Here is a 4,843-nt window from a genome sequence, read left to right as displayed (position 1 = left end):
TTCGTGAGTTTCAAGTGAGATTGGAATGCATTTTCTTGTATTTCTATTTCGGAATGGGGATATTGTGAAAGTCGTTTATTTATCACTAACTGGAAAAACAAGACAATTTGTAAAAAAATTGGAGTGGGATTTTATTGAAATTTCTAAGAAAAATCCTACAGTACAAATGAAAGAGCCTTATATCGTCATTACACCAACTTATGGAGAGCAAGTGGCGAATTTTTTTTACGAATTTATTGATTTTGAAGACAACAGAAAGCTGTTAATGGGAGTTGCCGGTTCAGGGAATCGCAATTTTAACACGAGTTTTTGTTCGAATTCCAAAGAGTTAGCGAGAAGATACGAGGTTCCTTTACTTCATTGTTTTGAAAACCAAGGTACAGATAAAGATGTACAAATACTAATAGAAAAGGTGAGAGAGATTGGATAGTCCAAAATTAATGAACAAGACTCAAGAAGTTACATACTTCGCATTAAACAATGAGTTAAACCGTCCAGTTGATGGGAAAATTCCATTGCATAAAGATCGTGAAGCGGTTCGTGCGTTCTTCTTAGAACACGTGAATCCAAATACAGTTTTCTTTTATACATTAGATGAAAAACTGGATTACTTAATCGAAAACGATTATTTAGAAGCAGAATTTTTAGGGAAATACAATCGTAAATTCGTTAAGAAATTAATGAAAGAAACGTACAAGAAAAAATTCCGTTTCCGTTCATTCATGTCTGCGTTTAAGTTCTATAAACAATATGCAATGAAGACAAATGATGGTCAACGTTACTTAGAACGTTTTGAAGATCGTATTGTATTTAACGCTCTTTTCTTAGCGGATGGCGATGAGCAATTAGCGCATGATTTAGCAGAAGAAATGATTACACAACGTTACCAACCAGCAACGCCAACATTCTTGAATGCTGGAAGAAAACGTCGTGGGGAACTCGTTTCTTGCTTCTTAATTCAAACAACGGACGACATGAACAGTATCGGTCGTACCATCAACTCAGCTCTACAATTATCAAGAATTGGGGGAGGAGTAGGGGTAAGCTTGTCTAACGTTCGTGCAGCAGGTGACCCAATCAAAAAAATTGAGAATGCATCAAGTGGTGTTGTTCCAATTATGAAATTATTAGAAGATAGTTTCAGCTACTCTAACCAATTAGGTCAACGTAACGGTGCAGGAGCGGTTTACTTAAACGTATTCCACCCAGATATCGTATCGTTTTTATCTACGAAAAAAGAAAATGCGGACGAAAAAGTTCGTGTGAAGACACTATCACTTGGGCTTGTTGTTCCAGATAAATTCTACGAATTAATCAAGAATGACGACATCATGTATTTATTCAGCCCATACGATGTGGAACGTATTTATGGCGTTCCGTTCTCATATGTGGACATCACAAAAGAATATGACAACATGGTGAATAACCCTGAAATCCGCAAATCTAAATTACGTGCACGTGACTTAGAAAACGAAATTAGTAAATTACAACAAGAATCTGGATATCCATATGTGGTGAATATCGATACAGCAAACCGTGTAAACCCAATCGATGGAAAGATTATTATGAGTAATTTATGTTCTGAAATCCTACAAGTTCAAGAGCCTTCAGTGATTAACAATGCTCAAGAATATGAACACTTAGGAACAGATATTAGCTGTAACTTAGGTTCAACAAATATCGTGAACTTAATGAAATCTCCTGACTTCGAACGCTCTGTAGATGTAGCGGTTCGTGCGTTAACATTCGTAACAGACCACTCAAGTATCGATGCCGTTCCAACTGTTAAAAACGGAAACAGCAAAGCACATACAATCGGTCTTGGAGCGATGGGATTACACACATTCTTTGCGTTAAATCAAATGGAATACGGCTCTCCTGAGTCTATCGAAGCAACTGATTTATACTTCAGAATGTTGAACTTCTATACATTGAAAGCAAGTAACAAGCTTGCCAAACAACGCGGTCAATCATTTGTTGGGTTCGAACGTTCTAAATATGCAACAGGAGAATATTTTGACAGCTACATTGCTGAAGAGGTGCAAATTCAATCTGACAAAGTGAAGAAAATCTTTGAAAAACTTCCAATTCCAACTGCAGAAGATTGGAAACAATTAAAAGAAGACGTAATGAGTGGTGGATTATATCACCAAAACCGTTTAGCAATTGCACCAACTGGTTCAATCAGCTACGTGAATGAAACAAGTGCTTCATTACATCCAATCACTCGCCTAATTGAAGAACGTCAAGAGAAGAAGACTGGTAAGACTTATTACCCGGCTCCATTCTTATCAAATGACACATTACCATTCTACCAATCAGCATACGATATCGATATGCGTAAAGTAATCGACGTATATGCTGCTGCTCAAAAACATATCGACCAAGGAATGAGCTTGACATTATTCATGCGTTCAGAACTTCCTGAAGGATTATATGAGTGGAAAGAAGGACGTACAAATAAGATGACTACACGTGACTTAAATATTTTACGTAACTACGCGTGGAATAAAGGCATCAAGTCAATCTACTATGTACGTACATTTACAGAAAACAACGACGAAATCGGAAGTAATGCTTGCGAAAGCTGCAGCATTTAATGGGAATACGATAGAAAGGACATAAGCTCGTGAGTACAAAACGATATTTTAATGAGATTCTTTCTCAAAAATCTACACAACCAGTAGAGTACTATAAAGCGATTGACTGGAACCAAGTTGAAGATATGATCGATAAATTAACTTGGGAAAAACTAACTGAGCAATTCTGGTTAGATACACGTATCCCAGTATCAAACGACTTAGACGACTGGAGAACATTATCACCTGCAGAAAAAGATGTAGTAGGGAAAGTGTTCGGTGGTTTAACATTATTAGATACGCTTCAATCAGAAGAAGGTGCAAGCTTAATGAAAGATTATGTGCGCACTCAACATGAAGAAGCGGTTTGGAACAATATTCAATTCATGGAATCTGTTCACGCGAAAAGTTATTCAACAATCTTCAGTACTTTGCATACAAAAGCAGAAATTGAAGATATTTTCGAATGGACAAACAATAATGAATACCTACAATTCAAAGCGAAAAAGATTAATGAGATTTATCAAAGTAAAGACGCTTTGAAGATGAAAGTTGCTTCTACAATGCTTGAAACATTCCTCTTCTATAGTGGATTCTTTACGCCACTTTACTACTTAGGAAACAACAAGCTTGCTAACGTAGCTGAAATCATCAAGTTAATCATTCGTGACGAGTCTGTTCACGGAACGTATACAGGTTATAAATTCCAACAAGGCTACAACGAATTGTCTGAGCAAGAACAAGAAGAAATGAAGATGTGGGTATATAACTTATGCTTGGAACTATATCAAAACGAAGTGAAGTATACTCAGTCTATCTATGACCAAGTTGGTTGGACTGAAAAAGTAAAAGTGTTCATTCGTTATAATGCGAATAAGGCGCTTCAAAACTTAGGGTTCGATCCATTGTTCCCGGATACTGCTGAAGATGTGGATCCGATTGTAATGAATGGGATTTCAACTGGTACAAGTAACCATGACTTCTTCTCGCAGGTTGGAAATGGGTACTTACTCGGTAGTGTTGAAGCGATGGATGATGAAGACTATTCAAAATGGATGTAATTTCTACCCAAACAGGTTCCTGAAAAGGAGCCTGTTTTTTTTGTGTATATGGTGAGGTACCATTCAAAAACACTACGTGTTATTTCGGAGATCTTCATAGTGGTGACAATAGCTACACCGTATTGAGTCTAAGGTCTCAATCCTACTGAGCTTCAAAGGGACTCTACGAAATAAATTTTGAAGATTCCCTAATTCACATCAGTTGTGGTCGCTATTGTTACCACTATAGACTCCGAAATCACTTCGTATTTTTGATTACCAAATATGGTAATTTAGGAATCAGTTTTGTGAAATAAAATGATTAGTGTATTCATATCCAAACTTCAACACCTCGTAAAGTGAGAAGTGCTGTGAGAAAGTATCTGCTCCTTACAGAATTGTTAAAATACATTGAGTCCTCGGTTACGTTCAATAATTATAAGAATAACTGTATCATTTCAAGATGAGTCCTTAATTTTAGAAAAGTGATTTAGATTTTATATTAAGTTTTATTGCAAAAAGAAGGAGAATTCACTAAAATGAAAAGAGATGTTTTAAGGGGAAAAATAATGAAAAAAATAATCAAATTAGTTTGCGTCTTGTTTTTATTGATGATTGGAGTTGTCAGCACAATATCCACAGTAAACGCACAAGAATCTGTTTTAAAAATAGTTAAAGATGAAGGGTATGAAATTGGCTCTTCAGATGCACCTAAAGCTTCATTAGTAGTGAGTATTGCGAATGGGGAAATATTATGGCAGGAAAATCCTGATAAAGCAGTAGATCCTGCGAGTTTAAGTAAATTAATGACAATTTTTATCGTATATGATGCAATTAAAGAAGGGAAAATAAGCCTAAGCGATAAAGTTGTACCAACTGCGACAGATCAAGCTATTTCTAAAATTACTGCCTTAAGTAATGTTCCTTTAACTGCTGGAGTCGAGTATCCAGTGGAGGAGCTTGTAAAAATGGCACTCCTTCCTTCCTCCAATGCAGCAACGATACTGCTGTCTCAACTAGTCAGCAATAATTCGGATGAATTTGTAGACTTAATGAATCAAAAGGCCAAAGAATTGGGAATGACGAATACTAAATTTGAAGGAGCAACTGGTGCGGTAGCGGAAGATTTTCAAGGTCATTATACGGTTAAACGCCATTCTATGAATCAACCCAACCAAACGACTGCTAGAGATTTAGCAAAAATGGTGATTGCTTTATATAAAG

General features: G+C 36.3%; 4 protein-coding genes. All 4 read left to right on the top strand.

Annotated features, from left to right (window positions below):
* Nucleotides 1-64 precede the first annotated feature (64 nt).
* Entirely contained in the window at nt 65-430 is a 366-nt protein-coding gene (nrdI, locus tag ACO5V7_RS08755; RefSeq protein WP_485485876.1) for a class Ib ribonucleoside-diphosphate reductase assembly flavoprotein NrdI, read from the top strand.
* Between the two features lie 10 nt (nt 431-440).
* Nucleotides 441-2,600 carry a class 1b ribonucleoside-diphosphate reductase subunit alpha gene (gene nrdE, locus ACO5V7_RS08750; RefSeq protein WP_485485875.1) on the top strand — a complete coding sequence of 720 codons (2,160 nt, stop codon included), beginning with the start codon at nt 441-443 and terminating at the stop codon, nt 2,598-2,600.
* Nucleotides 2,601-2,656: 56 nt separating this feature from the next.
* Complete coding sequence (gene nrdF, locus ACO5V7_RS08745) at nt 2,657-3,640, top strand: class 1b ribonucleoside-diphosphate reductase subunit beta (RefSeq protein WP_485485877.1); 984 nt, start codon at nt 2,657-2,659, stop codon at nt 3,638-3,640.
* Nucleotides 3,641-4,188: 548 nt separating this feature from the next.
* Nucleotides 4,189-4,843 (top strand): serine hydrolase (locus tag ACO5V7_RS08740; RefSeq protein ID WP_485485874.1); only part of this gene is annotated, 655 nt, incomplete at its 3' end.

It is taken from the genome of Granulicatella sp., assembly GCF_057274575.1.
This window is presented reverse-complemented; position numbering and strand designations above follow the sequence as displayed.